This window comes from Bacillus sp. AMCV2 (genome assembly GCF_056033925.1).
The window spans coordinates 2972939-2999711 of record NZ_JBVYIB010000002.1 but is presented as its reverse complement, the minus strand read 5'-3'; the positions used below and the strand labels follow the sequence as shown (position 1 = coordinate 2999711).

General features: G+C 44.9%; 22 protein-coding genes. 16 read left to right on the top strand and 6 right to left on the bottom strand.

Annotated elements, in window-relative coordinates:
* The first annotated feature begins 142 nt into the window (after nucleotides 1-142).
* From glgB to glgP, 5 genes are read left to right on the top strand one after another with little or no spacing between them, the layout of a single operon-like run.
* Nucleotides 143-2026, top strand: a complete 1884-nt coding sequence (gene glgB, locus AC0OMA_RS15535) for a 1,4-alpha-glucan branching enzyme (RefSeq protein ID WP_047183080.1) — start codon at nucleotides 143-145, stop codon at nucleotides 2024-2026.
* Nucleotides 2023-3165 (top strand): glucose-1-phosphate adenylyltransferase, encoded by a 1143-nt coding sequence (locus AC0OMA_RS15530; RefSeq protein WP_003229018.1) that lies wholly within the window; start codon nucleotides 2023-2025, stop codon nucleotides 3163-3165. The genes glgB and AC0OMA_RS15530 overlap by 4 nt, the downstream gene beginning before the upstream one ends.
* Before the next feature lie 23 nt (nucleotides 3166-3188).
* Nucleotides 3189-4220 (top strand): glucose-1-phosphate adenylyltransferase subunit GlgD, encoded by a 1032-nt coding sequence (gene glgD, locus AC0OMA_RS15525; protein ID WP_004398841.1) that lies wholly within the window; start codon nucleotides 3189-3191, stop codon nucleotides 4218-4220.
* Nucleotides 4217-5671, top strand: a complete 1455-nt coding sequence (gene glgA, locus AC0OMA_RS15520) for a glycogen synthase GlgA (RefSeq protein ID WP_474222242.1) — start codon at nucleotides 4217-4219, stop codon at nucleotides 5669-5671. Before glgD ends, glgA begins: the two co-directional genes overlap by 4 nt.
* Nucleotides 5658-8054 (top strand): glycogen phosphorylase GlgP, encoded by a 2397-nt coding sequence (glgP, locus tag AC0OMA_RS15515; protein ID WP_474222241.1) that lies wholly within the window; start codon nucleotides 5658-5660, stop codon nucleotides 8052-8054. The genes glgA and glgP overlap by 14 nt, the downstream gene beginning before the upstream one ends.
* A gap of 29 nt (nucleotides 8055-8083) precedes the next feature.
* Here glgP and AC0OMA_RS15510 read toward each other — a convergent pair whose 3' ends face one another.
* Both AC0OMA_RS15510 and cotI read right to left on the bottom strand, forming a co-directional pair.
* Nucleotides 8084-8551, bottom strand: a complete 468-nt coding sequence (locus AC0OMA_RS15510; protein ID WP_474222240.1) for a TspO/MBR family protein — start codon at nucleotides 8549-8551, stop codon at nucleotides 8084-8086.
* 79 nt (nucleotides 8552-8630) lie between these two features.
* On the bottom strand, nucleotides 8631-9704 hold the full coding sequence (cotI, locus tag AC0OMA_RS15505) for a spore coat kinase CotI (protein WP_080030688.1): 1074 nt from the start codon (nucleotides 9702-9704) through the stop codon (nucleotides 8631-8633).
* 189 nt (nucleotides 9705-9893) lie between these two features.
* Between cotI and cotSA the strand changes: the two genes are divergently transcribed.
* The 3 genes from cotSA to AC0OMA_RS15490 are packed head-to-tail and all read left to right on the top strand — an operon-like array spanning nucleotide 9894 to nucleotide 12536.
* Nucleotides 9894-11027 carry a spore coat protein CotSA gene (gene cotSA, locus AC0OMA_RS15500; protein ID WP_474222239.1) on the top strand — a complete coding sequence of 378 codons (1134 nt, stop codon included), beginning with the start codon at nucleotides 9894-9896 and terminating at the stop codon, nucleotides 11025-11027.
* 14 nt (nucleotides 11028-11041) lie between these two features.
* Nucleotides 11042-12097 carry a spore coat putative kinase CotS gene (gene cotS / locus AC0OMA_RS15495; protein ID WP_015384458.1) on the top strand — a complete coding sequence of 352 codons (1056 nt, stop codon included), beginning with the start codon at nucleotides 11042-11044 and terminating at the stop codon, nucleotides 12095-12097.
* A gap of 1 nt (nucleotide 12098) precedes the next feature.
* A complete protein-coding gene (locus AC0OMA_RS15490; protein WP_063335741.1) occupies nucleotides 12099-12536 on the top strand; it encodes a hypothetical protein in 438 nt (145 codons plus the stop codon).
* 73 nt (nucleotides 12537-12609) lie between these two features.
* Here AC0OMA_RS15490 and AC0OMA_RS15485 read toward each other — a convergent pair whose 3' ends face one another.
* From AC0OMA_RS15485 to AC0OMA_RS15475, 3 genes are read right to left on the bottom strand one after another with little or no spacing between them, the layout of a single operon-like run.
* A complete protein-coding gene (locus tag AC0OMA_RS15485; protein ID WP_474222238.1) occupies nucleotides 12610-13833 on the bottom strand; it encodes a glycosyltransferase family 4 protein in 1224 nt (407 codons plus the stop codon).
* Between the two features lie 2 nt (nucleotides 13834-13835).
* Nucleotides 13836-14786: an NAD-dependent epimerase/dehydratase family protein gene (locus AC0OMA_RS15480; RefSeq protein ID WP_063335742.1), complete on the bottom strand. Its 951-nt coding sequence runs from the start codon at nucleotides 14784-14786 to the stop codon at nucleotides 13836-13838.
* The gene (locus AC0OMA_RS15475) at nucleotides 14783-16069 is read right to left on the bottom strand and encodes a UDP-glucose dehydrogenase family protein (RefSeq protein ID WP_474222237.1); all 1287 of its coding nucleotides are present in this window, start codon (nucleotides 16067-16069) and stop codon (nucleotides 14783-14785) included. The genes AC0OMA_RS15480 and AC0OMA_RS15475 overlap by 4 nt, the downstream gene beginning before the upstream one ends.
* Nucleotides 16070-16240: 171 nt before the next feature.
* On the opposite strand from AC0OMA_RS15475, the gene AC0OMA_RS15470 reads away from it, so the two are divergent.
* Entirely contained in the window at nucleotides 16241-17059 is an 819-nt protein-coding gene (locus AC0OMA_RS15470) for a UTP--glucose-1-phosphate uridylyltransferase (protein WP_474222236.1), read from the top strand.
* An 8-nt stretch (nucleotides 17060-17067) separates the two neighbouring features.
* Here the strand turns inward: AC0OMA_RS15470 and AC0OMA_RS15465 are convergent, their stop codons facing one another.
* Complete coding sequence (locus AC0OMA_RS15465) at nucleotides 17068-17787, bottom strand: yteA family sporulation protein (RefSeq protein WP_003229046.1); 720 nt, start codon at nucleotides 17785-17787, stop codon at nucleotides 17068-17070.
* Between the two features lie 290 nt (nucleotides 17788-18077).
* Here AC0OMA_RS15465 and AC0OMA_RS15460 point away from each other — a divergent pair, with 290 nt between their 5' ends.
* From AC0OMA_RS15460 to mntA, 7 genes are all read left to right on the top strand, one after another.
* The gene (locus AC0OMA_RS15460) at nucleotides 18078-19493 is read left to right on the top strand and encodes an isochorismate synthase (RefSeq protein WP_100506412.1); all 1416 of its coding nucleotides are present in this window, start codon (nucleotides 18078-18080) and stop codon (nucleotides 19491-19493) included.
* Nucleotides 19490-21232 (top strand): 2-succinyl-5-enolpyruvyl-6-hydroxy-3-cyclohexene-1-carboxylic-acid synthase, encoded by a 1743-nt coding sequence (menD, locus tag AC0OMA_RS15455; protein WP_474222235.1) that lies wholly within the window; start codon nucleotides 19490-19492, stop codon nucleotides 21230-21232. Before AC0OMA_RS15460 ends, menD begins: the two co-directional genes overlap by 4 nt.
* Nucleotides 21220-22044, top strand: coding sequence for a 2-succinyl-6-hydroxy-2,4-cyclohexadiene-1-carboxylate synthase (gene menH / locus AC0OMA_RS15450; RefSeq protein ID WP_181220063.1), 825 nt, complete (start codon nucleotides 21220-21222; stop codon nucleotides 22042-22044). The genes menD and menH overlap by 13 nt, the downstream gene beginning before the upstream one ends.
* 34 nt (nucleotides 22045-22078) lie before the next feature.
* The gene (menB, locus tag AC0OMA_RS15445; RefSeq protein ID WP_003229054.1) at nucleotides 22079-22894 is read left to right on the top strand and encodes a 1,4-dihydroxy-2-naphthoyl-CoA synthase; all 816 of its coding nucleotides are present in this window, start codon (nucleotides 22079-22081) and stop codon (nucleotides 22892-22894) included.
* A gap of 90 nt (nucleotides 22895-22984) precedes the next feature.
* On the top strand, nucleotides 22985-24445 hold the full coding sequence (locus AC0OMA_RS15440; RefSeq protein WP_181220062.1) for an o-succinylbenzoate--CoA ligase: 1461 nt from the start codon (nucleotides 22985-22987) through the stop codon (nucleotides 24443-24445).
* A complete protein-coding gene (gene menC, locus AC0OMA_RS15435) occupies nucleotides 24442-25557 on the top strand; it encodes an o-succinylbenzoate synthase (RefSeq protein WP_063335749.1) in 1116 nt (371 codons plus the stop codon). Before AC0OMA_RS15440 ends, menC begins: the two co-directional genes overlap by 4 nt.
* A 278-nt stretch (nucleotides 25558-25835) precedes the next feature.
* Nucleotides 25836-26756, top strand: coding sequence for a manganese ABC transporter substrate-binding protein/adhesin MntA (gene mntA / locus AC0OMA_RS15430; RefSeq protein WP_024572069.1), 921 nt, complete (start codon nucleotides 25836-25838; stop codon nucleotides 26754-26756).
* Nucleotides 26757-26773: the final 17 nt, after the last annotated feature.

Below are 26773 nucleotides of genomic sequence, written 5' to 3'. Positions count from 1 at the left end.
CAAAAATCTCCATATATTTCGTTTTTCTTCAGAAAATGAAGTTAATTGTCTATAAGTATAAGCGCTTTCAGGAAAGGGCTTTTTTTTATTTCTTCGAATAAATACTATAAATGAAAACTATGATGTCAGAAAGGATGATTACATGGCCGCTGCCAGCCCGACAGCACATGATGTTTATCTTTTTCACGAAGGCAGTCTGTTTAAAAGCTATCAGCTGTTTGGCTCGCATTACCGTGAGCTGAATGGCAAAAGCGGATATGAATTCTGTGTGTGGGCGCCTCATGCGTCGGAAGTACGAGTGGCTGGAGATTTTAACAGCTGGTCTGGAGAAGAGCATGTGATGCACAGAGTGAATGATAATGGCATTTGGACGTTATTTATTCCAGGTATAGGAGAAAAGGAACGATATAAATATGAAATCGTGACGAATAACGGTGAGATCAGGCTGAAGGCAGATCCATACGCTATTTATTCAGAAGTCAGACCAAACACAGCGTCACTTACTTACAATTTGGAAGGGTATAGCTGGCAAGATCAAAAATGGCAAAAAAAACAGAAGGCTAAGATGCTGTATGAAAAACCTGTTTTCATTTATGAACTGCATCTTGGGTCTTGGAAGAAGCATTCTGATGGCAGGCATTATTCCTATAAAGAATTAAGTCAGACGCTTATCCCTTATATCAAGGAGCATGGGTTTACCCATATTGAACTGCTTCCGGTGTATGAGCATCCATATGATCGTTCATGGGGGTACCAAGGAACGGGGTATTACAGCCCGACAAGCAGGTTTGGCACGCCGCATGATCTGATGAAGTTTGTTGATGAATGTCATCAACAAAATATCGGAGTCATTTTGGATTGGGTCCCCGGACATTTTTGTAAAGATGCACATGGACTCTATATGTTTGATGGAGAACCGCTTTATGAATACAAAGAAGAACGTGATCGGGAGAACTGGTTATGGGGCACGGCAAACTTTGACCTGGGAAAACCGGAAGTTCATAGTTTTTTAATTTCGAATGCGTTGTACTGGGCGGAATTCTATCATATAGATGGATTTAGGGTTGATGCAGTGGCTAATATCTTGTATTGGCCAAATCAGGATGAACGCCACACGAATCCATATGCTGTTGATTTTTTAAAAAAACTCAATCAAACCATGAGAGAGGCATATCCCCATGTGATGATGATTGCGGAAGATTCTACAGAATGGCCTCAAGTGACAGGTGCCGTTGAGGAAGGGGGGCTTGGTTTTCATTATAAATGGAATATGGGATGGATGAATGACGTACTGAAATACATGGAGACGCCGCCCGAAGAAAGGCGGCATTGTCATCAGCTTATCTCTTTTTCATTACTATATGCGTTTAGTGAGCATTTTGTATTGCCGTTTTCTCATGATGAAGTCGTATACGGAAAAAAATCACTTCTTAATAAAATGCCTGGCGACTACTGGCAGAAATTTGCCCAGTATCGGCTTTTGCTGGGCTATATGACAGTGCATCCCGGAAAGAAATTGATCTTTATGGGATCAGAGTTTGCCCAATTTGATGAATGGAAAGATACAGAACAGCTTGATTGGTTTTTGGACTCCTTCCCCATGCATCAGAAAGCCAGCGTTTTTACGCAAGATCTTCTCCGCTTTTACCAAAAAAGCAAAATCCTTTATGAGCATGACCATCGTGCACAATCGTTTGAATGGATTGATGTCCATAATGACGAACAATCAATCTTTTCTTTTATTCGTTATGGCAAAAAGCACGGTGAGGCGCTTGTCATCATTTGTAATTTTACACCCGTGGTCTATCATCAATATGATGTTGGAGTTCCTTTTTTTACTCAATACATTGAAGTGCTTAACAGTGACAGTGAAACATATGGAGGCTCAGGGCAAATCAACAAAAAGCCGTTATCGGCTAAAAAGGGAGCACTTCATCATAAACCGTGTTATATCACGATGACCATCCCCCCTTACGGCATCTCGATTTTACGGGCGGTTAAAAAAAGAGGAGAGATAAAAAGATGAAAAAACAATGTGTAGCCATGCTCCTTGCCGGCGGGAAGGGCAGCCGTCTCAGCGGATTAACAAAAAATATGGCCAAACCGGCTGTATCTTTCGGGGGAAAATACAGGATTATTGATTTTACCCTAAGCAACTGTTCTAATTCAGGCATAGACACAGTCGGGATTTTAACGCAATATCAGCCGCTTGAGCTGAATTCCTATATTGGGATCGGCAGTGCATGGGACCTGGATAGATATAATGGCGGCGTGACGGTTTTACCCCCTTATGCCGAGTCATCAGAAGTCAAATGGTATAAAGGGACGGCAAGCGCCATTTATGAAAATCTCAATTATTTGAATCAGTATGATCCTGAGTATGTACTGATTTTATCAGGAGATCACATATACAAAATGGACTACGGCAAAATGCTTGATTATCACATTGAAAAGAAAGCAGATGTGACCATCTCTGTCATCGAAGTGGGCTGGGAGGAAGCAAGCCGGTTCGGCATCATGAAGGCCAATCCAGATGGGACGATCACACATTTTGATGAAAAGCCCAAATTCCCTAAGAGCAATCTTGCCTCAATGGGAATTTATATATTCAATTGGCCGCTTTTGAAACAGTATCTTGAGATGGACGATCAAAACCCTTATTCTAGCCACGACTTCGGCAAAGACATTATTCCTCTGCTTTTGGAGGAGAAAAAGAAGCTTTCTGCTTATCCGTTCAAGGGATATTGGAAGGATGTCGGAACGGTGCAGAGCTTGTGGGAAGCCAATATGGATTTGTTAAAAGAGGACTCGGAGCTGAAGCTGTTTGAACGCAAATGGAAAATTTACTCCGTCAATCCAAATCAGCCTCCGCAATTTATTTCATCTGATGCGCAGGTTCAAGACTCGCTTGTGAACGAAGGTTGTGTTGTATATGGAAATGTGTCTCACTCCGTTCTTTTTCAAGGTGTGACTGTCGGTAAGCATACGACTGTTACATCATCCGTCATAATGCCGGATGTGACGATTGGGGAGCATGTAGTCATTGAAAATGCCATCGTTCCTAATGGGATGGTGCTGCCGGATGGCGCAGTGATTCGCTCCGAAAAAGACATTGAAGAGGTGCTGCTCGTTTCAGAGGAATTTGTAGAAAAAGAATTGATTTAATTACTGAAGAGGGGGCAGAGTCAGTGTTCAATAATCAAATGTTAGGTGTTATAGATGAAACCACATATAAGCATTCTCTTCAGGATTTAACAGCACAGCGGTCGCTCGGGGCGATCCCTTTTGCCGGCAGGTACCGTCTGATTGATTTTATGCTTTCCAACATGGTGAATGCGGATATTAGGAGTGTTGCAATTTTTCCGAAGTATCGTTACCGTTCGCTCATGGATCACCTTGGAGCGGGTAAGGAATGGGATTTGCACCGGAAAAAGGACGGCCTCTTTTTTTTCCCGTCTCCCCATCTTCATCACGAATACGATGAATTCGGGTCCTTTCGCCAGTTTTCGGACCATCTAGATTACTTCCACAGAAGCACGCAGCAATATGCTGTTATCTCCAACAGCCATACCGTATGCAACATTCAATTTCAATATGTGCTGAAACGCCATCAGGAGGTTGGCTGCGACGTCACCGAGGTATTTCAGGACGGCCAGTCGCTGCAAATCTATATCATGTCAACAACGCTTTTAAAGGATCTGATCTACGGACATAGCGAAAAAGGCTATAAAACCATTCAGGAGGCTGTTGAAAAGGAATCTTCCGCCCTGACCATTTGCCCATATGAATATTCAGGTTATGCCGCTGTCATTGATTCGGTGGAAAAATATTATACCCACAGTATGGAGCTCATTCAGCCTCGTTTTTGGCAGCAGGTGTTTTTGCCGCAGCAGCCGATCTATACAAAAGTGAAGGATGAGCCGCCTACGAAATACGGAAAGCACAGCACTGTCAAAAACTCTTTGGTGGCAAACGGCTGTGTGCTTGAAGGAGAGGTTGAAAACTGCATTTTGTTCAGGGCGGTCCATGTCGGAAAGGGTACGAAGCTGAAAAACTGTATTATTATGCAAAAAACGCAGATTGGCGAGGATTGTCTTCTTGAGCAGGTCATTTCGGATAAGGACGTTAAAATCGGCAAGGCGACGGAAGCTGCAGGAACAGCTGAGCAGCCGCTTGTATTAAGAAAAGGTTTGGTGCAAGGAGAGCTGATGAATTCTTGAAGATATTATTTGCTGTGTCAGAATGCACCCCATTTGTTAAATCAGGAGGTCTTGCCGATGTAGCAGGTGCTCTGCCAAAGGCACTTGCACGATTAGGCAATGAAGTAGCTGTGATGCTGCCGAAGTACAGCCAAATACCTGAACCGTGGAAAAAGCGTATGAAAAAAAAGGCTGAGTGTACGGTAGCTGTCGGCTGGCGTCAGCAATATTGCGGAATTGAACATATGGCCAAAGATGATGTGAATTATTACTTCATCGACAATGAGTACTATTTCAACAGGGATTCGTTGTACGGGCATTATGATGACGGTGAGCGGTTTGCCTTTTTTTCAAGAGCTGTGCTGGAGGCTGCCAAAGTTGTGAATGTTCCAGCCGATATTGTTCATACTCACGATTGGCATACAGCGATGGTCAATTATTTGCTGAAAGAGGAGTACAGAAAACATCCTTTTTATGAACGGATGAAAAGCGTGCTCACGATTCACAACCTGCAGTTTCAAGGCATATTCCCTCCTGATGTCACACATGACTTGCTGGGTCTTGAGATGGATCATTTTCATTATGAAAGGTTAGAATGCAACGGATTTGTTAATTTTATGAAGGGGGGCATCATTGCGGCTGATCATGTGACAACTGTGAGCCCCACTTACAGAAATGAAATATTGACTCCGTATTATGGTGAGCAGTTGGAACAGGTTTTGCAATATAGGGAAAATGATGTAACCGGCATATTAAATGGCATTGATGATACGTTCTATCAGCCGAAAAGCGATCCTTATATAGAGGCGCAATACGATTCAGGGGATCTTGCATGCAAGTTGGAAAACAAAACGAAGCTTCAGCGGCGGATGGGGCTTCCAGAGAAAAACGATATTCCGCTGATCAGTATGGTGACAAGGCTCACTAAACAAAAGGGGCTTGATCTTGTCCGCAGAATTATGCACGAACTTCTTGAGGAGCAAGACATACAGCTGGTTGTGCTGGGCACAGGAGAACGTGAATTTGAAGATTATTTCCGGTATGCAGAATTTGCTTTTCATGAGAAGTGCCGGGCTTATATCGGGTTTGATGAGCCGCTAGCTCATCAAATTTATGCGGGCTCTGATATGTTTTTAATGCCGTCGAAATTTGAGCCGTGCGGTTTGGGGCAGCTCATTGCTCTTCAATATGGCGCCATTCCGATTGTCAGGGAAACGGGGGGTCTATACGACACTGTTCGTGCCTATCAGGAGGAAGAGGGAACGGGCAATGGCTTTACGTTTTCCGCCTTTAATGCGCATGATCTGAAATTTACGATTGAACGAGCGCTGTCGTTTTATCGCCAACAGGATGTATGGAAGAGCATCGTGAAGACCGCAATGAATGCAGATTACAGCTGGGGGAAGTCGGCTAAAGAGTATCAGCGTATTTTCGAGCAGGTGACAAGGAGTGGACGGGATGTTCTCGAGTAAAGAACGCTTTGCAGACTTATTTTTAAAGCGTCTGGAAATGACGTGCGGAAAAAGCTTTAAAGATTCTGCCAAGCTGGATCAATATAAAACGTTGGGCAATATGGTCAGAGAGTATATCAGCGCTGATTGGATCGAGACGAATGAAAAAAGTAGATCAAATTCCGGGAAGCAGACATATTATTTATCAATCGAATTTCTGCTCGGTCAGCTCCTTGAGCAAAACTTAATGAATCTTGGTGTTCGTGATGTTGTAGAAGCTGGTTTAAAGGAAATCGGCATCAATTTAGAGGAGATCCTTCAGATAGAGAACGATGCAGGTCTCGGCAACGGCGGGCTTGGCCGCTTGGCTGCTTGCTTTTTAGATTCGCTTGCTTCGTTGAACCTGCCTGGGCACGGCATGGGCATACGTTATAAGCATGGTTTGTTTGAGCAAAAAATTGTAGACGGGCATCAAGTGGAGCTGCCTGAGCAATGGCTGAAAAACGGGAACGTATGGGAAGTAAGGAATGCAGATCAAGCAGTGGACGTGCCGTTTTGGGGCGAAGTCTATATGACAGAAAAAAGCGGGCGCCTGCATTTTCGCCACGAACAAGCGACAATTGTTACCGCTGTTCCTTATGATATCCCGATCATCGGCTATGAAACGGGCACTGTCAACACGTTAAGGCTTTGGAACGCCGAGCCCTATGCGCATTATCACGGCGGTAATATTTTGTCTTATAAGCGGGAAACAGAAGCGGTTTCTGAATTCTTATATCCCGATGACACCCATGATGAGGGGAAAATTTTACGGTTGAAGCAGCAGTATTTTTTAGTATGCGCAAGCTTAAAAAGCATTGTGAACAATTACCGTAAAACACATAAATCTTTATCCGGCCTGCATAAAAAAGTGAGCATTCATATTAATGACACTCACCCTGCGCTTGCGGTGCCCGAGCTGATGCGGATTTTGCTCGATGAAGAGAACATGAGCTGGGAAGAAGCTTGGCATATCACTGTACATACGATTTCTTATACAAATCATACAACATTGTCAGAAGCGCTCGAGAAATGGCCGATTCATTTGTTTAAGCCGCTGCTCCCGCGAATGTACATGATTATTGAAGAGATCAATGAGAGGTTTTGCCGTGCAGTTTGGGAAAAGTATCCGGGAGACTGGAAAAGGATAGAGGACATGGCGATTACAGCGCATGGTGTTGTCAAAATGGCTCATCTGGCCATAGTAGGCAGCTACAGTGTAAATGGCGTTGCAAAAATTCATTCCGATATATTAAAGGAAAGGGAGATGCGCGACTTTCACTTGCTGTTCCCGAATCGTTTTAACAATAAGACGAATGGAATTGCCCACAGGCGCTGGCTGTTAAAAGCGAATCCAGGCTTGTCTGCCATCATTACAGAGGCGATCGGCGATGAATGGGTCAAACAGCCGGAATCACTGATCCGTTTAGAACCGTACGCCTCTGATCCTGCATTTATTGAACAGTTTCAAAACAACAAAAGCAAGAAAAAACAAGAGCTTGCCGATTTGATTTTTTGCACGGCCGGGGTGGTTGTGAACCCTGACAGCATATTTGATGTACAGGTGAAACGGCTCCATGCATATAAACGGCAGCTGCTGAATGTTCTTCACATTATGTATTTGTATAACCGCCTCAAGGAGGACGCTGGGTTTTCAATCTACCCGCAAACCTTTATTTTCGGGGCAAAGGCTTCACCAAGCTATTATTATGCCAAGAAAATCATTAAGCTGATCCATTCTGTCGCAGAAAAAGTCAATTATGATCCGGCGGTCAAACAGCTGATCAAAGTTGTTTTTTTAGAAAATTATAGAGTTTCTATGGCTGAGCGAATTTTTCCGGCATCAGACGTAAGTGAGCAAATTTCAACCGCAAGCAAGGAAGCGTCTGGTACAGGGAATATGAAGTTTATGATGAACGGGGCTTTGACCATCGGCACGCATGACGGCGCAAATATCGAGATCCTTGAGCGGGTGGGCCCTGACTGTATTTACACGTTCGGCTTAAAGGCGGATGAGGTTCTATCGTATCAGGAAAACGGCGGCTATAGATCGAGGGAATATTATCAGCATGACAGGAGAATCAGGCAGGTAGCGGATCAGCTGATCAATGGTTTTTTTGAAGGAGAAGCAGATGAATTTGAATCGATCTTTGACTCGCTGCTTCCGCATAATGATGAGTATTTTGTGCTGAAGGATTTCAGCTCATATGCAGATGCGCAGGAGCGAATTCAAGCTGATTATCGAGAGCGAAGGAAATGGTCTGAGCGTTCTATTGTAAACATTGCTCATTCTGGATATTTCTCCAGCGACCGCACGATCCGGGAATATGCGAAGGACATTTGGGGCATCAAGCCGATGATGTGAAAAAGCCGCTGTATAAGCGGCTTTTTTGTTCACAGATTCATTGAATTGATTGTAAAGGATAAGAACGTCGCAAATGCACTCCATAAAAAATAAGGCAAAAGAAGATAGCTTGCGGCTCTGCTGTATTTTTTGGCAATGATCAGTAATACGATTGCTGTGATGGCGACAAGCAGGCAGTCAAGCGATGCAGCCAGCAGATTTTTTTGCGTAAACTGGAAATAGCTGAATGCTTGATTGAGCACGTAATTTATCAAAAGTGTAAACCAAAAGCTTTTCGCACCTTTAAATGAAAACGCAACATATACAATGGCTGCTGAAAGGGAGATCAGGGCAAACAGGATGGCCCAAATGATGCCGATCGCAGTTCCGCTTGGTGTCCAGTCCGGTTTTTTCAATGAATTGTACCATTCTTGGTCCACAGGAAACAGGTAGCCTGCGGCTGAAAACAGCGCATATGTAATCACAAAAACGGCTAAAGCGCCGACAATCTTTTTCATATTTGCAACCTCCGCATGTATTTATTTACCCTTTATCTTATAAAGATCAAACCCCCGATATGCGGGGGAAATGATGGTCTTAAATAAGCTGCTGCAATGCGTTTGCTTTAATGCGTTCATATTCAAAAGCTGATTCTAATTCTTCCTTCGGTAAAGCAGACTTGCGGACGTATTTTTCGCGAATGACATCGTAAAGCTCGTAAGGAAAAAGCATATCAATAAACATGACTTGTTTTTGTTCTTCAGTTAATGGGGCTCTGGATTCGTATGCGTTCAGCATGACATGAAATGTTTCTTCATCCCATACGCCCGTCGTATCCAAAAGCGGAATAATCATTTTGCGCAAATCGCGAATAGGCAGATCAAATGAAACGGTATCTAAGTCAATGACCCAAATCTGTTCATTTTCCCCTAAGAGTGTATTTCCGGTTCCGTAATCCTGGTGGCAAAGGTTAGGGCTTTTTTTCAGCTGTTCAGTCCATGGAACATAGGTCGACTGCAAAAGCCGGTCTTTGATGCGCAGCCCGTCTTCAATAAAGCCATCTATCTCCTGAAGATAAAGCTGTGAGAAAGGATCTTCTTTTTCCGCCTCCGCCATCAGCTTCCACGTTTCCATCTGTTTGCACCGTTTCGTATAGTGATTCGGCCAGCGACCTAATTTGGTAAATACGGGAACGCCATTTGGCGGCTGATATCCGACGGACGCTGTATGAAAATCAGCAAGGCCTTTCATGATAAACTCCAAGTCCTGCTTTACAGTCAGCTCAAACGGTCTTCCTTCGATCCAGTCATATACGACAAATAGAAATGAGCCGTGCTTGGAATATAGGCTGCCTTTTTTGTTTGGGAGTATGCCAGGAACATTCATGCCTTTTTTCGCCAAATAGTCCTGCGCGAAAATGGAAAACAACGCTTTCTTTTCTGGCCTGTGTATTCGTTTTAGACAAACTGCGCCGGAGTCTGTGTGGACCTTCCAGACAAGCGCCATCTGGTTTCCCTGAATGACGTCTATTTTTTCAGTCTGCACATCCCATCCTTGAAGCACATTTTCAGCCAGCTCCGTTAATTTTTTTGCATCTTCTGCTGATAAAGGAAGCTCTGATGAATTCCCCTCCTCAATGACTTCATGGTTTTCTGCCATTAAAGGACACATCCTTACCTGTTTTACTCCTACCTTATGAATCAAAAGGAAAAAATGATTGAGTTATTTGACTATATTTAATAGATGAATCTGGTTGTTTACCCGTTTTGTTTTTAGGGCAGTCCCATTCCGCACAAGTTGGTTGTTCAGCCGTATCATGATTCTAACTAGTTAAAAATCATGCAGGAATGGAGGCTATGTATGAAAATAGCACTGATCGCCACAGAGAAGCTTCCTGTCCCATCGGTTCGAGGAGGCGCCATTCAAATCTACCTCGAAGCGGTTGCCCCTTTAATTGCCAAAAAACATGAGGTGACTGTGTTTTCTATTAAAGATCCGAATCTCGCTGATAGAGAGAAGGTAGACGGTGTCCATTATGTGCATTTGGATGAAGACCGTTATGAAGAAGCCGTTGGAGCAGAGCTGAAAAAGAGCCGTTTTAATCTTGTGCATGTTTGTAATCGCCCAAGCTGGGTTCCGAAATTGAAGAAACAGGCGCCGGATGCTGTTTTTATTTTAAGCGTTCACAATGAAATGTTCGCTTACGATAAAATCAGCCAGGCGGAAGGCGAGATTTGCATCGACTCCGTAGCGCAGATTGTTACGGTCAGCGATTATATCGGACAGACGATCACAAGCCGTTTTCCGTCAGCACGATCAAAAACAAAAACGGTGTATTCCGGTGTGGATTTAAAAACGTACCACCCTCGCTGGACGAATGAAGGGCAGCGGGCTCGCGAAGAGATGCGAAGCGAGCTGGGGCTTCACGGCAAAAAAATCGTCTTGTTTGTTGGCCGGCTTAGCAAAGTCAAAGGCCCGCACATATTATTGCAGGCTTTGCCGGACATCATTGAGGAGCACCCCGATGTCATGATGGTGTTTATCGGGTCAAAATGGTTCGGAGATAATGAATTAAATAACTATGTCAAACATCTTCATACCCTTGGTGCGATGCAAAAGGATCATGTCACATTTATTCAATTTGTGAAGCCAAAGGACATTCCGCGCCTTTATACCATGTCAGATGTATTTGTATGCTCTTCGCAATGGCAGGAGCCTTTAGCAAGGGTGCATTATGAAGCGATGGCTGCGGGACTTCCTATTATTACAAGCAATCGGGGAGGCAATCCAGAGGTCATAGAGGAAGGGAAAAACGGCTACATCATTCATGACTTTGAAAATCCTAAACAATATGCCGAACATATCAATGATTTGCTGAGCAGCTCGGAAAAGCGGGAACGGCTTGGGAAATACAGCCGCCGTGAGGCAGAAAGCAATTTTGGCTGGCAGAGGGTGGCTGAAAATCTGCTCAGCGTCTATGAAAAGAACAGATAGAAGGGGTGAACAGAGTGTACCAAAAAGAGCATGAAGAACAGATTGTGTCCGAAATTCTCAGCTATTATCCTTTTCATATTGACAATGTGGCGCTGAAATCGAACAAAAGCGGGCGCAAAATCTGGGAAATACAAACTGATCATGGCCCAAAGCTGCTAAAAGAAGCGCAAATGAAACCGGAGCGGATGCTTTTTATCACTCAGGCACATGCCCATTTACAAGAGAAAGGGCTGCCGATAGCACCGATTCATCAAACAAAAAATGGCGGTAGCTGCTTGGGCACGGATCAGGTTTCTTACAGCTTATATGACAAAGTGACAGGAAAAGAAATGATTTACTATGATGCAGAGCAAATGAAAAAAGTCATGTCGTTTGTCGGTCATTTTCATCATGACTCAAAAGGATATGTTTGCACAGATGAAAGCAAGAAGAGAAGCCGGTTGGGAAAATGGCACAAATTGTACCGTTGGAAGCTGCAGGAACTGGAGGGGAATATGCAGATCGCAGCATCCTATCCTGATGACGTATTTTCGCAAACTTTCTTAAAACATGCTGATAAAATGCTGGCAAGAGGAAAAGAAGCTCTTCAGGCGCTTGATGACTCAGAATACGAAACCTGGACAAAAGAAACGCTCGAGCATGGCGGATTCTGTTTTCAGGATTTTACATTGGCACGTTTGACAGAGATCGAAGGGGAGCCTTTTTTAAAGGAGCTTCACTCGATTACCTACGATTTGCCGTCAAGAGACCTTCGTATTCTGCTGAATAAAGTGATGGTTAAGCTTTCTGTATGGGATACTGATTTCATGGTTGCACTGCTCGCGTCCTACGACGCAGTGTATCCGCTCACAGAAAAACAGTACGAGGTACTTTGGATTGATCTCGCGTTTCCGCATTTGTTTTGTGCAATCGGGCACAAATATTATTTGAAGCAAAAGAAAACGTGGTCAGATGAGAAGTATAACTGGGCGCTGCAAAACATGATTTCTGTTGAAGAATCTAAAGATTCGTTTTTGGATAAACTGCCGGAACTGTATAAAAAGATAAAAGCGTATCGGGAGGCGAATTGACATGAGGTCATCGAGACAAAAAGCTTCTATTTCTAAACTGGATCTCGACCAATTCGTATTTACACCGCCTGGACCAATGGGATGGCAGGCTCATGACTCAATCTCAGCTGAGAAGGAAGAAGAGGAGAAGCATTTAGATGTGGGCAGCATTCGAGAGCTCCCTCACATCAATGCACCGAAAGAATATCAAGAAGAAACGAAGGAAAAGGAAACAGATCACAAAATCGTCGATGATGAAGAAGAAACAAAATTCGAAACCACTCTAGAGCCTGAGGAGGAGCATGATTCGAAACGCTCAGTGCCCCCATATGAAGAAGAGGATGAAGATGAAGATGAAGAACCAGACTTAGCGGAAGAAGCTAAAGTGGAAATCATCATTCTTCCAAGTGAATCTAAACCAGCTCCATGGTTTTCTCAAACCGTAAAGCGCAAGGCATAAAGTCACATTTATGCCTTTTTTCATGTTTTCTGCAGCAAAAAAACAGCCCGTTTTGCAACACGAGCTGTAGGTTTTATGTTTTTGCTTTCACAAAAAGCTGATTGATAGATGATAAATCAAAATTTTGCGTCAGAAAAGGCGGCGGAAATTGTTTGTTTTTCGGGGTCAGAACGGATTGGTAAACAGTATTGAGCCTTTTGGCCGCATGGGTAAAGGTAAATAAAGCTTCTACATGCTTTCGGGCGTTTTTTGTCATTTTGTTCATTAATTCTTGATCTGTAAAGGCTCTGTCAATTGCTTTTGCAAATGAAGAAGGTTTGTTGTATCTGTCGATGACAAGACCGGTGACTTCGTCTTTTACGACTTCTCCGTTTCCGCCCCGGTTTGTGGTAATTAAGGGCGTGCCGGCCGCCATTGCTTCATAATTCACACGGGCGAGGGGTTCGTTCCACTGAGAGCTGCACACAAATACATCTGCCATCAGAAATAGGTTTGGGATGTCGTCTGCGGGAATGAATTTTGTAAAGATTATGTGGTCTCTGTATGGCAGGGCCAGCGTGCGCAGATAGGTTACATATTGGTTTTCGCTGTCATCGCTGAACCACTTCCCGCCTGCTATGACCAGTACTGCATCAGGGTGCTGCTGCAAAATCCTTCTCATGCTGTGAATGAGAAGGTGAGGTCCTTTTGTCGGGCTTAAGCGGCCGGCGAATAAAATAACTTTTTTATCTTCAATACCGTATTTTTTCCGGTATGTTTTTCTGACAGCCGAGCCTTTCATCGTCCAGACGGGCGGATAAGAGTTTAAATCAACGCCGGAATACACAACTTTTGTGATGTCCTCGGCTTCAGGGAAACGTTCAATGACGGTTTGTTTAATAAATTCGCTCACAGTTGTGATCATGGAGACATTGTCGAGTACTTCTTTTCCTTGCGCGAAGGTCATCTTTTTTTCAGAAAACATTTCGTTATGCAGGCTCAGAACGATCTTGCTGTTTGGTGAGGCTTTTTTATATAAAGAGACATTTAAAGGCCTATTGAACACATGAATGAGGTCAAAGGAAGAGGCTCGCAGCTCTTCGGCTACCGCCTCGCGGTAATGTTCTTTTGGCAGATGGATATAATGTACGCCGTCTTTTGTTTCTCTTTTTGGGAGAGATGGATCTTCTATTGAAAAAATGGTTAGGTCGTACCTGCTGCTGAAATAGGGCGTGACACCGTCAATCATCATTTGAATAGCGCCGCCGCGTACTGCGGGCGCCGGCAGCTTTTCTGTACAGATAAAGGCAAGCTTCATTTTTATTCCCCCTGATACAGCGACGATAAATAGGCGATTTCGTTGGTCAAGCCATCCTTTAAGGATGTGGCGGGATTATAATGCAATAGCTGTTTTGCTTTTGAAATATCCGCCCACGTGTTGCTCGGTTCCCCTGCTATTTTGTCCGAAAAGTGCAGTGTTGCTTTTCTACCGGAAATATCCTCAATAAGGGAGACAACCTTTAAGACTGAGGCACGCTCTGCGCCGCCGATATTTACTGTTTCACCAATAAGGTGGGGTTTCCCAAGAACAGCGGTGATGCCTTTGACACAGTCGCTGATATAAGTGAAATCTCTTGACTGCTGCCCATCACCGAAGATGGTAAGCGGCTTTTGCTGAAGGTGCTGTTTAATGAGTCGGTGAAAAGCCATATCCGGCCGTTGTCTTGGCCCGTATACGGTAAAAAAACGGAGAATCACAATTGGAATGCCAAAGCTCTGTTGATACACATGGCAAAGCTTTTCTCCCGTAAGCTTTGTTACCCCGTACGGAGATAAAGGAGAAAGCGACGTGTTTTCGCTGACTTTTCCTTGTTTTTCGCCATAGACGGAAGAGGTGGATGCAAAGACGAACGTTTGAATAGAATGTTCCCGGCACGCCTCGAGGAGCCTTTGGAGCGCTTGGATATTATGTGCGGCATATGGGTGAAAATGATTGCCCCAGCTTGAGCGGACACCAGGTATGGCCGCCAAATGAAAGATGACGTCCACTCCTTCTAGTAAGGGAGCAAGATCCGCTGTCAGCAGATTTTCCTTTATGAACGTAAATCGCTTTTCCGGCAGCAGGTTTTTAAGGTTTTTTAGTTTCAAGGAAAATGGAGTAGGACCGATAAAGTCATCGATTCCGATAATGTTATGTTTCTTATCTTTTAGTAATTCTTCGCAGAGGTGGGAGCCGATAAAGCCCGCTGCTCCTGTGACGAGTATTTTCATGGACGGCCAACTCCCGTACAGATCAGGCCGCAAGCCTCGATCAGTTCTTTTTTCAGTACGTTGCGCCCGTCAATCACAAGACGCCCTTTCATGATAACTGCAGCCTTTTTCCAATCAAACGCTAAAAACTCAGGCCATTCTGTCGCCAAAAATAAAAAGTCACTCTCTTCGATCGCATCAAAAGCTTGAGAATGCTGAGTTACATGTTGCCGCAAATGTTCTGGAAGTACAGCTTCAGGATCATATGCATGAACATCACATCCCAGCTCCGCCAGCCTTTCCATCAGTCTGACAGCCTGAGAATTCCTGATGTCATCGGTATTCGGTTTGAAGGAAATGCCGAGTACAGCCGCTTTCTTGCCTTGAAGTGTTTTGAAGAATGACTGTATTTTTTTGATATACAGGCCGAGCTGGGTGTCATTAATGTGCTGCACGGCCCGGAGCAGGAAGGTCTCCGTGTTTTTTTCCTGGGCAGCAAATTGCAGCGCCTGCAGATCCTTTGGAAAACAAGAGCCTCCGTATCCGATGCCTGCCTGCAAAAAGTGCTCCCCGATCCTTGGGTCTAGACCGATAGCGCGGGAAATATCTGAGATATCTGATTGATAGGCTTCACATATGCGGGCCATTTCGTTAATGAACGAAATTTTGGCCGCTAAAAAGAAATTGTTGGCATATTTGATCAGCTCTGCTCCCGCTAAGCTTGTAACGATAAAAGGGGTATCAATGTGTTTGTAAATGGATTTGACGATGGCTGCCGATACGTGATCTTCTTCCTGAACACCGATGACTGTTTTGTCAGGATGCAGCATGTCATATAAGGCATTGCCTTCCCGCAGAAACTCCGGATTGGATACGATATTAAAGAGGTTTTTAGACACTCCGGAGGCAATCAGCTGTTTTGCTATGTTTTCATTTGTCCCGGGGGGAACAGTGCTTTTCGTAATGATGGTTTTATACGATCGGATCGCCTTGCTTAAATCACCGATGACGGACTCCAGGGCTTTCGTATCAGCTGATCCGTCCGAACGCGGCGGAGTTCCGACTGCGATAAAAATAACGGGACATTCCTCCATGCTCGATTTCACTTCAGAAGAAAACGAGAGATTGCCGCAACGAAGTATTGCATCTGAAAGCCCAGGCTCGTAAAAGGGAATGACTCCTTTTTTCAGCTGCTCGATTTTTTTGACGTCTTTGTCTGTGCATATCATGTCATGTCCGATGGATGCCAGTGCCGCTGATAGGGTTAAACCGACATACCCGGCGCCAACCACACAAATTTTCATCACCTGAGCTCCTTTACAAGATTACTGGTCATATATCAATATCCTATTAAAAAAGGGCTGGTTCGTGATTCCGCTTTCTGCCCAGTTGCTCCCGCCTAATTTCAGATGTACAAACATCGGGATGCGCTCTTGGAATATCATGTAATAAACATGAGCTGAGGGGAAAATAACATGATAAAAAAAGCGATCATTCCTGCAGGCGGATTCGGCACGAGAAATCTGCCAGTGACGAAGGTGATTCCGAAAGAAATGTTTCCAGTAGGATCTAAGCCTGTGATTCATTATCTTGTTGAAGAATTAAAGGAGTCAGGCATTGAGGACATTTTGATGGTTGTATCGAGCCATAAAAATCTGATTGTCGACTATTTTGATTCCTCTTTGGCACTTGAGGCTTTTTTGGCCTCTAAGAATAAACATCATTTGCTTAGTGAGCATCCCATTCCGGATATACGGATTCACTATGTGCGCCAGCCTTATGCAAAGGGTCTTGGCGACGCTATTTCTTTCGGAAAGCAATTTGCAGGCAAAGAGCCTTTTGCCGTCGTTTTGCCAGATGATCTGATTTTTTCCGCCAATCAGCCGGCTTTAGGACAGCTGATTGAAGCGTATACGAAATATCAGTCCAGTGTGATCGGCTTAAAAGAAACAAAAACGGAGGATTTACATCATTACGGTGTGATTAAAGGGGAGCCTGTTGAAAAAGGGATTTATCGCATACAGGATATTGTGGAAAAGCCTAAACAAAACCCTCCGTCTCATTTTGCCGCAGCAGGGCGTTATATTTTCACACCGGATATTTTTAATGAGCTGGAGGCATTAGAAGCTGATAGCGGAGGAGAAGTGCAGGTAACGGATGCGATAAAAGCTTCGCTCGGGGCATGTACTGTATACGGGAAATTGCTAGAGGGCGAGCGGTATGATATTGGCCTGCAAAAGGATTATCTGAAGCTGATTTCCGATATGCTGAAAACGGAAAAGAACCCCCAATAATCGGGGGTTCAATCAGCGTGGAGATCGCCGAATGTGGTCATGATTCCCTCTTCGTCAAGTTCTTCTTCATAGCGCTCATGGGCTCTGCTTTGATAAACGGTAATTTCTTTTCCAGTGATATCTGTAGCGATGAAATTTTCGTAAGACTCCGTATTGCCGATATTCTCTTCGGCATTCATCGTCATATCATCATAGCTGAGCGGAGGGTTTTCCATATCCTGCGGCGTTTGTGAGTTACCATATTTTTCGACATCCTGATAGGAATCCTCACTGTCATATGGCGCTCTGATTTCTTCATCATCATCAAATTCAAATTGCCCGAATGGTGTTTCTTCTTCAATCGGACGGTCTTTGGAAACCACGTCCTGTGACGAATACTCCGCGAGGGTTGTGGCAGTCGGAAGCGCTTCAAGTCGTTCGAAAGGGATTTCCTTTCCGCTGACTTCACAAATGCCATACGTACCGTTTTCTATCGCCTTCAATGAATGCTCAATGTCCCGAAGGTGCTCTCTCTCATGCAAGTCTAGAGCGATGTCTTTCTCACGCTCGTAAAGTTCTGTCGCCTGATCGCCGGGATGGTTGTCGTATGCCGAAAGCTCACCCCACGAATCATAAGGAAAGGCTGAGTTAAGCTGAAAATGGTCATTGTCTTTGAAACGGTTTAAGATATCTTTTTTCGTTTGTTCCAGTTCATTTTTTAAATGCTGAAGCTGTTCTTTCGTAAGCAACTGTGATCGCCTCGTTTCTCTGTGATGCATACCTTTAGTATGAACAGATCGCCTGAGAACTTTCATAAATGCCGGGTGGAGGAATATAGGAGGTTTTCCTTTTATGGTAAGCGGATACAACCTTTGCTATCAGTGGAGAAAGAAATTTAAGCTTTGTTTCTTTTTCATTTCTGAAATTAGGTTTATAATAGGTAAGGCAGGCCATTTGGACTGCATGATCTGTGTTTGACACAAAGGAGACACAGGTGTATGGTATTAAAAGCATTTTAAGGATTATGGAGGAATGTCTCATGGTGACAACGGTGCAGCGTACGTTCCGAAAGGAAGTTCTACATGCATTACATAAAGCCAAAGAAGTCAACCATGCTGTCTTAATAAGCTATTCGAGACAAATCGAGTCTCTTGACCCTCTATCATTTTTCAATTACGGAGCAAAAAAATATACAGGCAATCGATTTTTTTGGTCAGATCCTGAAAGTGAATTGACAATAGTCGGTCTTGGCAAAGAAGCGGTTTTCCAGACAAATCAAAAAAACAGCGAGCGGTATCGTGAGGTTTTTGAACAATGGGAGCGCTTTAAAAAGACGGCTTTTCATATTTATGAAGAAGAAAAGCTGCAGCATTCTGCAGTGGGACCTGTGTTATTCGGAGGATTTTCTTTTGACCCTTGCGAAGAAAGAGGTTCACAATGGGACCATTTCTCGGAAGGGGATTTCTTTGTGCCTGCGCTTATGCTGACGATGACTGCTGAAGGCCCGTTCTTAACAGTTAACAGATGGGTAAGCGGAGGAGAAGACGCAGAAGCTGTTTTAGAAGGCTTAAAAGCTTTTGCAACGGAATTTATGGTTCCCGATTTCAAGCAAGAAGATCAGGCTGTGATTGCAGCAGCCGAAGAGCTGGATAAGGATGATTGGCTGAAAGCAATCGAAACGGCCACAAGCCAAATTAAAGAGAAACAATATGATAAGGTTGTTCTTGCCCGAGAGCTGCTGCTCACGTTTGACGGTCCAATCCAAATTGAACCGGTGCTTAAAACGCTTCTGGACGATCAGCAGACAAGCTATGTTTTTGCAATTGAACAAGATGGCAAAACCTTTGTCGGCGCGTCTCCGGAAAGACTGATCAAAAGAGACGGCGGCACTGTCATGTCTTCCTGTCTGGCAGGCTCCATTAAACGAGGCGTGAATGAAGAAGACGACCGCCGGATAGGCCTTGAATTATTAAACGATGAGAAAAACCTGCTTGAGCATGATATTGTGGTAGGTATGATTCATAATGCTTTTGTATCAAGCTGTTCAGAGGTTGAAAAGCCTGATGGACCTGTTTTGTACAAAACAAAAAGCGTTCAGCACCTGTTTACGCCGATTGTCGGACAGCTGCGCGAGTCTGCTTCAATTTTTGACTTAATTGAGAAGCTGCATCCCACTCCGGCGCTTGGGGGAGCACCTCAGGAAAAAGCTGTTGACGTGATCAGGGAGATTGAACCGATGTCTCGCGGCTGGTATGCGGCCCCTATCGGCTGGATTGACAGCCAGGATAACGGGGAATTCGCGGTAGCCATTCGTTCAGGGCTCATCGAAGGAAGCACAGCAAGGCTGTTTGCCGGGTGCGGTATTGTGGAAGACTCGGAACCAATCTCGGAATATGAAGAAACACAGATTAAATTGAAGCCGATGATCTCTGCATTAGGAGGTGAGAGGCGTTGACAGTCAACCCGATTACTCATTACATCGGAAGTTTTATTGATGAATTCGCCCTTTCCGGAATTACGGACGCTGTCGTTTGTCCGGGCTCAAGATCCACACCGCTGGCTGTTCTTTGTGCTGCGCATCCCGATATCAGCGTCCATGTCCAAATTGATGAAAGATCTGCCGGATTTTTTGCCTTAGGTTTGGCAAAAGCGAAGCAGCGTCCCGTACTATTGATCTGTACATCTGGAACAGCCGCGGCCAACTTTTATCCGGCTGTGGTTGAAGCCCATTATTCAAGGGTGCCTATTATTGTGTTAACTGCTGATCGGCCTCATGAGCTGCGCGAAGTAGGCGCACCGCAGGCTATTAATCAGCACTTCTTATTCGGTAACTTTGTTAAGTTTTTCACAGACTCTGCTCTTCCTGAAGAGTCTCCGCAAATGCTGAGATACATCCGAACGCTGGCAAGCCGCGCTGCCGGAGAAGCACAAAAGCGCCCAATGGGGCCTGTCCATGTGAATGTGCCGCTGCGCGAACCGCTGATGCCGGATCTTTCAGATGAGCCGTTTGGAAGAATGAGAACAGGCCGTCATGTGTCTGTGAAAACAGGTACGCAGTCTGTTGACCGCGAGTCCCTGTCTGATGTGGCTGAGATGCTCGCGGAGGCTGAAAAAGGAATGATTGTCTGCGGAGAGCTCCATAGTGATGCGGATAAGGAAAACATTATTGAGCTGTCAAAAGCGCTTCAGTATCCAATTTTAGCGGATCCGCTGTCTAATCTGCGGAATGGTGTTCATGATAAAAGCACTGTTATTGATGCGTATGATTCGTTTTTAAAAGATGATGAGCTGAAGCGGAAACTTCGTCCTGATGTTGTCATTCGGTTTGGACCGATGCCTGTTTCAAAACCGGTTTTCTTATGGCTTAAAGATGATCCGGCGATTCAGCAAATCGTGATTGACGAGGATGGAGGGTGGAGAGACCCGACACAGGCAAGCGCGCATATGATTCATTGTAATGCGTCTGTTTTTGCTGAGGAGATCATGGCAGGCCTTACTGCTGCCACCAGATCCTCAGAGTGGCTGGAAAAGTGGCAGTTTGTCAATGGGCGGTTCCGCGAGCACCTGCAAACAATCAGCAGTGAAGATGTTTCGTTTGAAGGCAATCTCTATCGAATCCTTCAGCATCTTGTGCCTGAAAACAGCTCGCTGTTTGTAGGCAACAGCATGCCGATCAGGGATGTTGATACGTTTTTTGAAAAGCAGGACCGCCCTTTCCGGATTTATTCAAACCGGGGAGCAAACGGGATAGACGGTGTCGTCTCCTCTGCCATGGGGGTATGTGAAGGAACAAAAGCGCCTGTTACCCTTGTGATTGGAGATTTATCTTTTTATCACGATTTAAACGGCCTGCTGGCGGCCAAAAAGCTGGGTATTCCTCTTACTGTGATTCTTGTCAATAATGACGGAGGAGGGATTTTCTCCTTTTTGCCGCAGGCTTCTGAGAAGACACACTTTGAAGATTTGTTCGGCACACCGACAGGGCTCGATTTCAAGCATGCGGCTGCACTTTACGGCGGAACGTATTCATGCCCGGCTTCTTGGGATGAATTCAAAACAGCTTACGCGCCGCAGGCAGACAAGCCCGGACTCCATTTGATTGAAATCAAAACGGATCGCCAATCAAGAGTCCAGCTTCATCGCGATATGCTGAATGAGGCTGTGCGGGAAGTGAAAAAACAATGGGAACTGTAAACATAACGGTATCAGATGGTGTCCGATATGCAGTGGCAGACGAAGGGCCGAATGCTTCCGAAGCCGTCGTCTGTCTGCATGGGTTTACCGGCAGCAAACAATCATGGACTTTTCTTGATGAGATGCTGCCTGATTCCCGCTTGATCAAAATTGATTGTTTAGGGCATGGGGAAACCGATGCCCCGCTGAATGGGAAAAGATACAGCACAAGCCGGCAAGTTTCTGACCTTGCCGAGATTTTTGATCAATTAAAACTTCACAAAGTGAAATTGATTGGGTATTCTATGGGAGGAAGGCTTGCTTACTCTTTTGCGATGACATATCCCGAGCGGGTATCGGCACTTGTGCTTGAAAGCACGACGCCGGGGCTCAAAACACTTGGGGAACGGCGGGAACGAATCATGCGGGACCGGAAGCTTGCTGATTTTATTTTACGAGACGGGCTCAAAGCATTTGTTGCGTATTGGGAGAATATCCCTTTGTTTTCATCTCAGCAGAGGCTGGCTGAAGATATTCGGCACAGGATACGATCGGGCCGTCTGCGGAACAATAAGATTGGGCTTGCGAACAGTTTAACCGGCATGGGCACCGGTTCACAGCCTTCCTTGTGGAACCGTGTAGAGGAAATAGATGTTCCTGTGCTTCTGATCTGCGGGGAGTGGGACGAAAAATTTTGCGCCATCAATCAAGAGGTGCATAAGATGCTTCCTTCTAGTAGAATAGAGATTGTTCCAAAAGCAGGACATACGGTCCATGTGGAACAGCCGCGATTGTTTGGTAAAATAGTGATTGAGTTTTTGACAAGCATCTGACTCATTCACATAGAGAATAAAAGGAGGTCATCATATGGCTGAATGGAAAACAAAACGGACATACGATGAGATATTGTATGAAACGTATAATGGCATTGCAAAAATAACAATCAACCGACCTGAGGTACATAATGCGTTTACCCCTAAAACGGTTGCTGAAATGATTGATGCGTTTGCTGACGCAAGAGACGACCAAAACGTTGGGGTTATCGTGCTTGCCGGTGCAGGGGACAAAGCATTTTGTTCTGGCGGAGACCAAAAAGTGCGCGGCCACGGTGGATATGTAGGAGACGACCAGATCCCGCGTCTTAACGTATTGGATCTTCAGCGTTTAATCCGCGTCATCCCGAAACCGGTTGTTGCGATGGTGTCCGGATATGCGATCGGCGGAGGCCATGTGCTTCACATCGTATGTGACTTGACAATTGCTGCGGACAACGCAATTTTCGGACAAACAGGACCTAAAGTGGGAAGCTTCGATGCAGGTTACGGTTCTGGCTACCTGGCTCGAATTGTAGGACATAAAAAAGCACGTGAAATCTGGTACCTATGCCGTCAGTACAACGCACAGGAAGCACTGGACATGGGTCTTGTCAACACAGTCGTTCCTTTGGAACAGCTTGAAGAAGAAACGATTAAATGGTGTGAAGAAATGCTTGAAAAAAGCCCGACCGCACTGCGCTTTCTTAAAGCTGCGTTTAACGCGGACACAGACGGACTTGCTGGAATTCAGCAGTTTGCAGGGGATGCTACCCTTCTTTACTACACAACAGATGAAGCAAAAGAAGGCCGTGATTCCTTTAAGGAAAAACGCAAACCTGATTTCGGACAGTTCCCTCGTTTCCCGTGATCAGCAATACTTAGTAAACCAACAGCTTGAGACTTTGCGGTCCAAGCTGTTTTCTTTTCAATACAGACATTTTACCTCGGAGATGATGACATGCTGACAGAACAGCCCAACTGGCTCATGCAGCGGGCACAGCTGACACCTGAGAGAATCGCTCTCATCTATAGAGACCAAACCGTGACATTTGCAGAATTATTTGCCGCGTCTAAGCGAATGGCGGCACAGCTTGCCGCTCATTCGGTTCGGAAAGGGGATACTGCGGCTATTTTGCTCCAAAATCGTGCAGAAATGGTATACGCCGTTCACGCTTGTTTTTTGCTTGGTGTTAAGGCGGTGCTTTTGAATACGAAGCTGTCAACACATGAAAGGCTGTTTCAGCTGGAGGATTCCGGATCCGGCTTTTTACTGACAGATTCAAGCTTTGACAAGAAAGAGTATGAACACATCGTTCAAACGATTGATGTGGATGAATTGATGAAAGAAGCAGCAGAGGAAATTGAGATCCAAGCTTATATGCAAATGGATGCAACGGCAACGCTGATGTATACGTCGGGTACGACAGGAAAGCCCAAGGGAGTTCAGCAAACGTTCGGAAACCACTATTTCAGTGCGGTGTCGTCCGCGCTTAATTTGGGTATAACAGAACAAGACCGCTGGCTTATCGCATTGCCGCTCTTTCATATCAGCGGCTTGTCCGCATTATTCAAATCTGTGATCTATGGAATGACTGTCGTGCTTCACCAGCGTTTTTCCGTAAGTGATGTGCTGGATTCTATCAACAGGCATGAAGTGACAATGATCTCTGCGGTGCAGACAATGCTAGCCAGTCTTTTGGAAGAAACAAGCCGCTGCCCTGAATCCATCAGATGCATTCTTCTCGGCGGCGGCCCTGCACCGCTGCCATTGCTTGAGGAATGCCGTGAGAAAGGATTCCCTGTCTTTCAGTCATATGGAATGACAGAAACATGCTCACAAATTGTTACCCTGTCACCGGAATTCAGTATGGAAAAGCTCGGATCTGCGGGGAAACCGCTGTTTTCATGTGAAATCAAAATAGAGCGGGACGGACAGGTATGTGAACCGTTTGTACACGGTGAAATCATGGTCAAAGGCCCGAATGTCATGAAAAGCTATTTTAACCGGGAAAGCGCAAACGAAGCCTCCTTTCAAAATGGCTGGCTGAAAACAGGTGATCTTGGTTATTTGGACAGCGAAGGCTTTTTATATGTATTAGACAGACGTTCAGATCTGATCATATCCGGCGGAGAAAACATTTATCCGGCCGAAGTGGAGTCAGTGCTGCTTTCACACCCCGCTGTGGCCGAAGCCGGGGTTTCAGGGGCTGAGGACAAAAAATGGGGGAAAGTGCCTCACGCCTATCTTGTCCTTCACAAGCCTGTGAGCGCAGAAGAATTGACTGACTACTGCAAAGAACGCTTGGCGAAGTATAAAATTCCGGCAAAATTCTTTGTGCTTGACCGCCTGCCGCGCAATGCGTCTAATAAGCTCTTGCGAAATCAGCTGAAGGATGCGCGTAAAGGAGAACTGCTATGATCGAAATAGAAAAAATCACGCTTTACCATTTGAGCATGAATTTAAAGAAACCGTTTAAAAACAGTATCGAAACGCTTCAAGAGCGTAAATTTCTGATCGTGGAAGCCATTGATACATCAGGTGTCACAGGCTGGGGAGAGGTTTCTGCTTTCTCTTCGCCTTGGTACACCGAGGAAACCATTGGAACATGTTTGCATATGCTAAAAGATTTTTTTATCCCAAATGTCGTCGGCCGTGAATTCAATCACCCTTCAGAAGTGCCGGACAGCCTGGCGCGTTATAAAGGAAACCGTATGGCAAAAGCGGGACTTGAATCGGCTGTATGGGATATCTATGCCAAAAAGAAGGGCGTATCCCTTGCTGAGGCATTGGGCGGTACAAGAGATAAAATCCCTGCCGGGGTGGTAGTCGGCCTGGCGCCTCTTGACGATATGCTGAAGGAAATTGAGAGCTATCAAAAAGAAGGTTATCAAAGAATAAAAATTAAAATTCAGCCTGGGCAGGATGTGGAATTGGTCAAGGCCATCCGCAGCCGATTCCCAAATATTCCGCTTATGGCCGATGCCAATTCCTCCTACGAATTGAAGGATATCAGCCGTTTAAAGGAGCTTGATGACTACCATTTAATGATGATTGAGCAGCCCCTTCAATCCGACGATATCGTTGACCACCGCCACCTGCAGAAACATTTGAAAACGGCTATTTGCCTTGATGAGAGCATTTGTTCAGTTGATGATGCGAGACGGGCGATTGAGCTAGGAAGCTGCAAAATTATTAATATAAAACCTTCTCGTGTCGGCGGCTTAACAGAAGCCTTAAAAATTCATGATTTATGCAAAGAGCATCATATGCAGGTTTGGTGCGGCGGAATGCTGGAAACAGGTATATCAAGAGCGCAGAACGTGGCGCTTGCTTCACTGCCTCAATTCACAATACCTGGCGATATATCTTCATCCTCACGCTATTGGGATGAAGATATTGTAACTCCTGATATTCGTATTGATAATGGATTTATTTCTGTGTCAAAACAGCCTGGTTTAGGGGTTGAGGTAAACCAAGACATTATGCGAAAATATGTGACCAAAATGGATGTTTTCACACAGCATGGTTAAGAAAAAAGCATTTTGCTATTTTGAATAAATGACACTGTGCTGTTACAGTAAAAGTGTTCGTTGAATACATCCCTTCTCGTTTGGACCGGCTGCTGACCCAGCCGGTTTTTTATGTAAATTAGCTTGACAAAAATGGCCAAACGCGATAATTTTGCACAAGGGAAACTTTTTGTCCCGTGTAAATAAAACATGCTTTTGGCTAATTTAATGTCGCATGTCTAAGAACTGACAACATAAGATAAAACAATCGGACATTGATGGCAAAGAGGAGGAGAAATATGAGACGAGGGCTGATGGCAGCAGTACTTTTTGCGACCTTTGCTTTAACGGGATGCGGAACGGATTCAGCCGGAAAAAGCGCTGATCAGCAATTACAAGTGACAGCGACAACATCTCAAATTGCCGATGCAGCAGAAAACATCGGAGGTAAGCATGTAAAAGTCACCTCTTTAATGGGACCGGGGGTTGATCCGCACCTTTACAAAGCTTCCCAAGGTGACACGAAAAAATTAATGTCTGCCGATGTTGTTCTGTACAGCGGGTTGCATTTGGAAGGGAAAATGGAGGATGTCCTTCAAAAAATCGGCGAACAAAAACAATCGGCGGCAGTAGCTGAGGCCATTCCGAAAAATAAGCTTATTCCCGCGGGGGAAGGCAAGACGTTTGATCCCCACGTTTGGTTCAGCATTCCGTTATGGATCTATGCGGTGGATGAAATTGAAGCGCAATTCAGCAAAGCAATGCCTCAGCACGCAGATGCCTTTCGGAAAAATGCCAAAGAGTACAAAGAAGATTTGCAATATTTAGATAAGTGGTCGCGTAAGGAGATCGCACATATTCCGGAGAAAAGCCGTGTGCTTGTGACTGCTCATGATGCGTTTGCGTACTTTGGGAATGAGTATGGATTTAAGGTAAAAGGCCTGCAGGGACTCAGCACAGATTCGGACTATGGATTAAGGGATGTTCAGGAGCTGGTTGATCTTCTGACAGACAAACAAATAAAAGCTGTGTTCGTAGAAAGCAGTGTATCTGAAAAATCAATCAATGCAGTGGTGGAAGGCGCTAAAGAAAAAGGCCATACAGTCACAATCGGCGGTCAGCTTTATTCGGATGCCATGGGTGAAAAGGGCACAAAAGAAGGCACATACGAAGGAATGTTCCGCCACAATATCAACACGATTACTAAAGCGCTTAAATAAAGAAAAGAGGTGAAGGA

What these genes read in the sequence shown, in the direction of transcription:
- glgB (WP_047183080.1), top strand. Translation starts at nt 143, where the DNA reads ATGGCCGCTGCCAGCCCGACAGCACATGATGTTTATCTTTTTCACGAA.
- AC0OMA_RS15530 (WP_003229018.1), top strand. Translation starts at nt 2,023, where the DNA reads ATGAAAAAACAATGTGTAGCCATGCTCCTTGCCGGCGGGAAGGGCAGC.
- glgP (WP_474222241.1), top strand. Translation starts at nt 5,658, where the DNA reads ATGTTCTCGAGTAAAGAACGCTTTGCAGACTTATTTTTAAAGCGTCTG.
- AC0OMA_RS15510 (WP_474222240.1), bottom strand. Translation starts at nt 8,551, where the DNA reads ATGAAAAAGATTGTCGGCGCTTTAGCCGTTTTTGTGATTACATATGCG.
- cotI (WP_080030688.1), bottom strand. Translation starts at nt 9,704, where the DNA reads ATGTGTCCTTTAATGGCAGAAAACCATGAAGTCATTGAGGAGGGGAAT.
- cotSA (WP_474222239.1), top strand. Translation starts at nt 9,894, where the DNA reads ATGAAAATAGCACTGATCGCCACAGAGAAGCTTCCTGTCCCATCGGTT.
- AC0OMA_RS15490 (WP_063335741.1), top strand. Translation starts at nt 12,099, where the DNA reads ATGAGGTCATCGAGACAAAAAGCTTCTATTTCTAAACTGGATCTCGAC.
- AC0OMA_RS15485 (WP_474222238.1), bottom strand. Translation starts at nt 13,833, where the DNA reads ATGAAGCTTGCCTTTATCTGTACAGAAAAGCTGCCGGCGCCCGCAGTA.
- AC0OMA_RS15480 (WP_063335742.1), bottom strand. Translation starts at nt 14,786, where the DNA reads ATGAAAATACTCGTCACAGGAGCAGCGGGCTTTATCGGCTCCCACCTC.
- AC0OMA_RS15475 (WP_474222237.1), bottom strand. Translation starts at nt 16,069, where the DNA reads ATGAAAATTTGTGTGGTTGGCGCCGGGTATGTCGGTTTAACCCTATCA.
- AC0OMA_RS15470 (WP_474222236.1), top strand. Translation starts at nt 16,241, where the DNA reads ATGATAAAAAAAGCGATCATTCCTGCAGGCGGATTCGGCACGAGAAAT.
- AC0OMA_RS15460 (WP_100506412.1), top strand. Translation starts at nt 18,078, where the DNA reads ATGGTGACAACGGTGCAGCGTACGTTCCGAAAGGAAGTTCTACATGCA.
- menH (WP_181220063.1), top strand. Translation starts at nt 21,220, where the DNA reads ATGGGAACTGTAAACATAACGGTATCAGATGGTGTCCGATATGCAGTG.
- menB (WP_003229054.1), top strand. Translation starts at nt 22,079, where the DNA reads ATGGCTGAATGGAAAACAAAACGGACATACGATGAGATATTGTATGAA.
- AC0OMA_RS15440 (WP_181220062.1), top strand. Translation starts at nt 22,985, where the DNA reads ATGCTGACAGAACAGCCCAACTGGCTCATGCAGCGGGCACAGCTGACA.
- menC (WP_063335749.1), top strand. Translation starts at nt 24,442, where the DNA reads ATGATCGAAATAGAAAAAATCACGCTTTACCATTTGAGCATGAATTTA.
- mntA (WP_024572069.1), top strand. Translation starts at nt 25,836, where the DNA reads ATGAGACGAGGGCTGATGGCAGCAGTACTTTTTGCGACCTTTGCTTTA.